Source organism: Sulfurimonas sp. (assembly GCF_016744025.1).
GTDB lineage: Bacteria > Campylobacterota > Campylobacteria > Campylobacterales > Sulfurimonadaceae > Sulfurimonas.
This window is the reverse complement of record NZ_JADGFC010000144.1, coordinates 1-5,663: the sequence shown is the minus strand read 5'-3', so window position 1 is coordinate 5,663 and position 5,663 is coordinate 1. Positions and strand designations below refer to the sequence as shown.

Here is a 5,663-nt window from a genome sequence, read left to right as displayed (position 1 = left end):
CTTTTTAAGAGCAAGTGCTATTGTTCATAATATTATAGGATTGGGTATTTTAGCTCTTTTCTTTGTTCATATTTACATGGCTGTTTTTGCAATTAAAGGTGCTATCCACAGTATAATAAATGGTTATAAAGAAGAAGAAGAAGAAGTTGAAATACTTCACAGTTCTTATTATAAAAAGTTAAAAGAAAACAACGAGTTATAAGAATTTCTCCTTTTGGAGAGGTTCTTAGTATAAAAAGGTTACAAATCTTCCACAAATTTTATTAAATTTCAAAATTTACAATTTTGCTTTTTCAAAATTTATTCTCCCTCCAATTTTAAAGCATATTTTTACCCATGTTTTCTTATATGCTAAATTTGCATATTTTAATAGTATTGCTCATGGGAAGTCTGAAAGAAAAATAATTTATTTTTTTAACTAAAATTCTTTTAGTAAATATTTATTTACTAAGTTTTTTAAGAAAAAATTATATTTAATTCTCTCTATGAGTCCTAAAGGCAAGCTTTTAAAGAAATGTAGTAAGGTTGCTTTAAAGTATTATAATTTACAATATGGTCAAGAATAATTGACCGTTATATAATTTTCACGTAATAACCTAGGAGATATTTTATGAATGAAGAAAAAATGAATAAAGCAAGAGCTTTGTACTATGCAATGTTTTCAAGATGTTTTGTTTTTACAACAGACAATTCTAGATACTTTGAATTAATTGAGTTCATTGACATTTTGAAAGAAAACCCATTAGACAAAAGTTCTGCACAAGCATTCCAAAACATAAGAGAAGTTGTTAAATCTGACTCTAATGTTATCTTTATGAAAGAGTTTGATGCAATCTTTCACTCACCTGAAACTCAAACTCTTAGAACAACTGCTTCATACTATGACGAAGATATAGAAAGTGGAAAGAAAAGAGTTGAGATGCAAAATTTCTTAGCTAAAACAAAGATCAGAAGAAATGAAAAATCTTATACTGAGTATGAAGACCATATAGGTTTTATTTTTTCTGTAATGAGCGAATTATGTGAATTAATAGCTAATGGTGAAGAGCAATATAAGAATACTGCACACTGTATATTTGAGCAAATTTTAAATGATTTTATTGATAGATTTTCTAAAGAACTATACGAACATGAAAATGCAGATATCTTTAAAAATGTAGTTATTTTACTAAAATCGTTTATAGAATTTGAAAGAATCTACTTAGATGTTCAAACACCAATACTTCCAGAGAAAACAGCTCAAACTAAACCAAAAGGTGAAGAGTTATCTGAAGCTGAAATTGCAAGAAGAGCAAAGAACAAACTATTGAGACAGCAAGGTCCAAAAGAGAACCAAGATGCTGCTTGTCCAATTGATATATCTTACGATGTTGAAGATGACATGTAGTCATCTTCTATCGTGAGATTTAAATAAGCCAAAAAAGTTTGGTTTATTTAAGTCTCATAATTTTTTTATGGGGCTAATCACAAACAAAAGGAGACAACGATGCAAGAAAGTAGAAGAAACTTCTTCAAAAGAAGTGCATTAGTTGTTGGAGCTGCTGCTGTCAGTGCCACGGCGTTAGATGCTAATAAAGATGACGCTATAGAAGCGGATTCAAACGGAGTTGTTGTAGGAAACTCTACTAAGAAAGAGATTCTTTACAAAAAAAGTCAAGCTTGGGACGAGTTTTATAAACAAGCTTTATAGTAAATAAGGAGAGAGTATGTTAGTTGACACGTATGAAACACTAAAAGCTCAGATCGGCAGAAGGTCATTTATGAAAATGGCTGCTGTCGCTACTGCTGCAAGTGTTACTAGTGCTTTTGCTAATGATGGTGTAACTAGAGCTGCAACCGAAGAGGAAATTAAAAACCCTTTTCCAGGTTCAACTAAAGTTAAAACTATCTGTACTGCATGTTCGGTTGGATGTGGTATTATCGCGGAAGTACAAAATGGCGTTTGGGTAAGACAAGAAGTTGCGCAAGATCACCCTATTTCTTTAGGTGGTCACTGTTGTAAAGGTGCTGATATGATTGATATGGTTAGGTCTGAAGTTAGACTTAAGCATCCAATGGTAAAAGAAGCTGGACAATGGAAAAGATTATCTTGGGATGATGCATTAGACAGAATCGCAAATAAACTTAAAGACTCTCATGAAAAAGCAGGACCGGATTCAGCAATGTTCCTTGGATCAGCAAAAATGAGTAGTGAACAGGCATATTATTTTAGAAAATTTGCCGCAATGTATGGAACGAATAATATAGATCACCAAGCTAGAATTTGACATAGTGCAACAGTCGCCGGTGTGGCGAATACATGGGGTTATGGCGCTATGACCAATTCACTTGGAGATATCCAAAATTCGAAAGCTATTATAATTTTTGGAGCGAATCCTGCGGTTAATCACCCAGTTGGTTTTCAACATTTCTTAAAAGCTAAAGAAAGAAACAATGCAAAAATAATTGTAATTGATCCAGTCTTTACTAAAACTGCTGCAAAAGCAGACCATTACTGTAGAATAAGACCAGGTACAGACATACCATTTATGTATGGAATGCTGCATCTTATATTCAAAAACAACTGGCAAGATGATAAGTTCATCAATGACAGAGTTTATGGTATGGAAGATATTATGGAAGAAGCTAAAAAGTGGAATCCTAAAAAAGTTGAAGATGTAACAGGTGTACCTGCTGATCAACTTATTCAAATTACAAAGCTTTATGCACAGTCTAATCCTGGTACTTTAATCTGGGCTATGGGTTTAACTCAACATACAGTTGGTAGTTCGAATACTAGACTAGCTCCAATCTTACAACTTTCTCTTGGAAACATGGGTGTTGAAGGTGGTGGAACTAATATTCTTAGAGGTCACGATAATGTTCAAGGTGCTACAGACATGTGTTGTTTATCACACACATTACCTGGTTACTACGGATTAAGTAGTGGTTCATGGAAATACTTCGCAAAATCTTGGGGTGTTGACTATAATTGGTTAGCTACGAAAAGATTTAAAAATGAAGAATGGATGGGCAAAAAAGGATTTACACTTTCTCGTTGGTGGGCTGGTGTTTTAGATGGTAAAGACGGAAATGATCAAATTCATAACGCCGGAACTAATCTTAAAAATCTTTTTGTAATGGGTAATGGTATTACTTCAATTGCTCAACAAGCTAAAGTAAAAGAAGGTCTAGATAATTTAGACATGATTGTACTTTGTGATCCTTTTGTTAATGAGGCAGCAATTTTAACTGATAAGCAAGATGATGTATTTATACTTCCAGCTGCAACTCAGTTTGAAACTTCAGGAACTGTTGTAGCGACTAATAGATCTGCTCAATGGAGAACTAAAGTTGTTGAACCAATGTATGAGTCAAAAACTGACCACGACATTATGTTCGAGCTTGCAAAAAGACTTGGTTTTTATGACGAGTATACTGCAGGTATGAAGATTAAAGAGAACAAAAAAGATTTTACATGGCCGGAAGATGCTAGTGATGAAATTGCAAGAATCATTAAAACTATTGGTTTAACTGGTTGGACTGCAAAAAGACTTAAAAAGCATACTGAAAATTGGCATATGTTCGATCAAATTTCTGGACGTGGATACGGCGAGATGAAGGGTGAATATTATGGTTTACCTTGGCCAGTATGGACAGAAACTCATGGTGGTTCTCCACTACTATACAACATTAACAGAAGTGTTAAAGATGGTGGTATGGGATTTAGAAATAGATTTGGTTTAGAGCATGATGGTCAAGACTTATTATCAGGAAAAGGCTCAGCGCCTAAAGATTCTGCTAATAAAGATGGTTATCCTGAGATTACTGCTAAAAATATTGAAAAAGTTCTTGGAATCAAGCTAACTGCTGATGAGAAAAAGAGAATTGGTAAAAACTGGAAAGTTGATACTTCAAACATTATTGCAGAAAAATGTATGGAACGTGGTATGGCTCCTTATGGAAATGCTAAAGCGAGAGCTAAAGTATGGACATTCCCTGACCAAATTCCAATGCATAGAGAGCCTTTACACTCTCCGAGACAAGACTTGGTTAAAAAATATCCTTCTTATCAGGATAAAAGTAACCATTATAGAGTTGATACTAAATATATTTCTAAGCAGAATGAGCAAGATTGGTCTAAGGATTTCCCTATCAATCTAGTTACAGGTAGACTTGTAAATATGAATGGTGCAGGTATGGAAAATAGAGCTTCTAAGTATTTAGCTGCCTTAAGTCCAGAAATGTTCTGTAGTATTCACCCTGATTTAGCAGGTAAGCATGGAATTAGAGATGGTTCTATGATGTGGATTCATTCACCTGAAGGTACGAAAATTAAAGTAAAAGCGAATTATTCTCATTCTGTTTCTGAAGATAGAATTTTTATACCATTCCATTTTGCTGGTCATTTTCAAGGTGAGGATTTATCTCATAAGTATCCTAAAGGAACTAAACCTTACGCTGTAGGCGAGAGTGCTAATACTGTTACTAACTATGGTTATGACATTATTACTCAGATCCCTGAAACTAAAGGCGGATTATGCCGCATAGAATACGCGTAAGGAGCTGGTTATGAGTGAAAATGCAAGATTAAAATTTTATTGTGATGAGCATAGATGTATTTCATGTGATGGTTGTTCAGTAGCTTGTGCGGAAGCGCATGAGTTACCAGCAGGTATTAACAGAAGAAAAGTAATTACTATGAATGAAGGTATTATCGGTTTAGAATATTCTCTTTCAATTGCTTGTATGCATTGTACAGATGCTCCTTGTGAGCAAGTTTGTCCAACTGATTGTTTTTATATCAGAGAAGACGGTATCGTATTACACGACAAAGAAAAATGTATCGGTTGTGCTTATTGTCTATACGCTTGTCCTTTTGGAGCTCCTCAGTTCCCATCAGACGGTGCGTTTGGAATCAAAGGCGTAATGGATAAGTGTACTATGTGTGCTGGTGGACCGGAAGAAACTAACTCTCATAAAGAGAGAGAACTATACGGACAAAATAGAATCGCAGAAGGTAAAGTACCTGTTTGTGCAGCTATGTGTTCTACTAAAGCATTACTAGTTGGTGATTCAGCAGAAATATCTGATATCTATAGAGAAAGAGTCTTGTCAGTTGGTCATGGCGTTAAAACACAACCTTATGGATGGTCAACAGCATATGGTTCTAAGATATAGGAAATCATGATGAAAAGTAAATATATAATATTTGCTCTATTAGCACTTTCTTCACTTGCCTTCGGGTATAGTGATAGTGCTGTATGGAGTGACAATCTAATTGATAATATCCTTGGTTATGATAAAGAAGGTTCATTACATTTAGGACAATATTTTACTATTTTACAAAGTACATATTTTAAACCACTATTTTTAGGTGTTTTATTTGGAGTACCAGCAGTGTTTGTAATACATTATCTGGTAATTGGTCCAATGATTTTCTCTCACGATAGAAAGAAAATTTATGTATTTACTTTGTTTAACAGAATTATTCATTCTATTGCTGGTGTTGCTTTTATCTTACTAATTCCAACTGGTTTGATTATGATGTTTGCAACTACTTTTGGTGGTGGAGAATTTGTAAGAGTATGTAAAGAAATTCATGCAATATCAACGCTTCTATTTATAGTAAGTATAATACCTATGTTTTTCATGTGGGTTAGATGGATGTTTTTACATCTTGA

The 5,663-nt window shown here is 33.9% G+C and carries 4 protein-coding genes and 2 pseudogenes; all 6 read left to right on the top strand.

Annotated features, from left to right (window positions below):
• Nucleotides 1-202: pseudogene (locus QZZ48_RS13755) on the top strand (formate dehydrogenase subunit gamma); the annotation flags it as partial.
• A gap of 408 nt (nucleotides 203-610) precedes the next feature.
• Nucleotides 611-1,387, top strand: coding sequence for a molecular chaperone TorD family protein (locus QZZ48_RS13750; RefSeq protein ID WP_294966814.1), 777 nt, complete (start codon nucleotides 611-613; stop codon nucleotides 1,385-1,387).
• Between the two features lie 99 nt (nucleotides 1,388-1,486).
• Entirely contained in the window at nucleotides 1,487-1,690 is a 204-nt protein-coding gene (locus tag QZZ48_RS13745; protein WP_294966812.1) for a Tat pathway signal protein, read from the top strand.
• Between the two features lie 16 nt (nucleotides 1,691-1,706).
• Complete coding sequence (locus tag QZZ48_RS13740; protein ID WP_294966811.1) at nucleotides 1,707-4,541, top strand: formate dehydrogenase subunit alpha; 2,835 nt, start codon at nucleotides 1,707-1,709, stop codon at nucleotides 4,539-4,541.
• 10 nt (nucleotides 4,542-4,551) lie between these two features.
• Nucleotides 4,552-5,160, top strand: a complete 609-nt coding sequence (gene fdh3B / locus QZZ48_RS13735) for a formate dehydrogenase FDH3 subunit beta (RefSeq protein ID WP_294966810.1) — start codon at nucleotides 4,552-4,554, stop codon at nucleotides 5,158-5,160.
• 9 nt (nucleotides 5,161-5,169) lie between these two features.
• Nucleotides 5,170-5,663, top strand: a pseudogene (locus tag QZZ48_RS13730) (formate dehydrogenase subunit gamma); the annotation flags it as partial.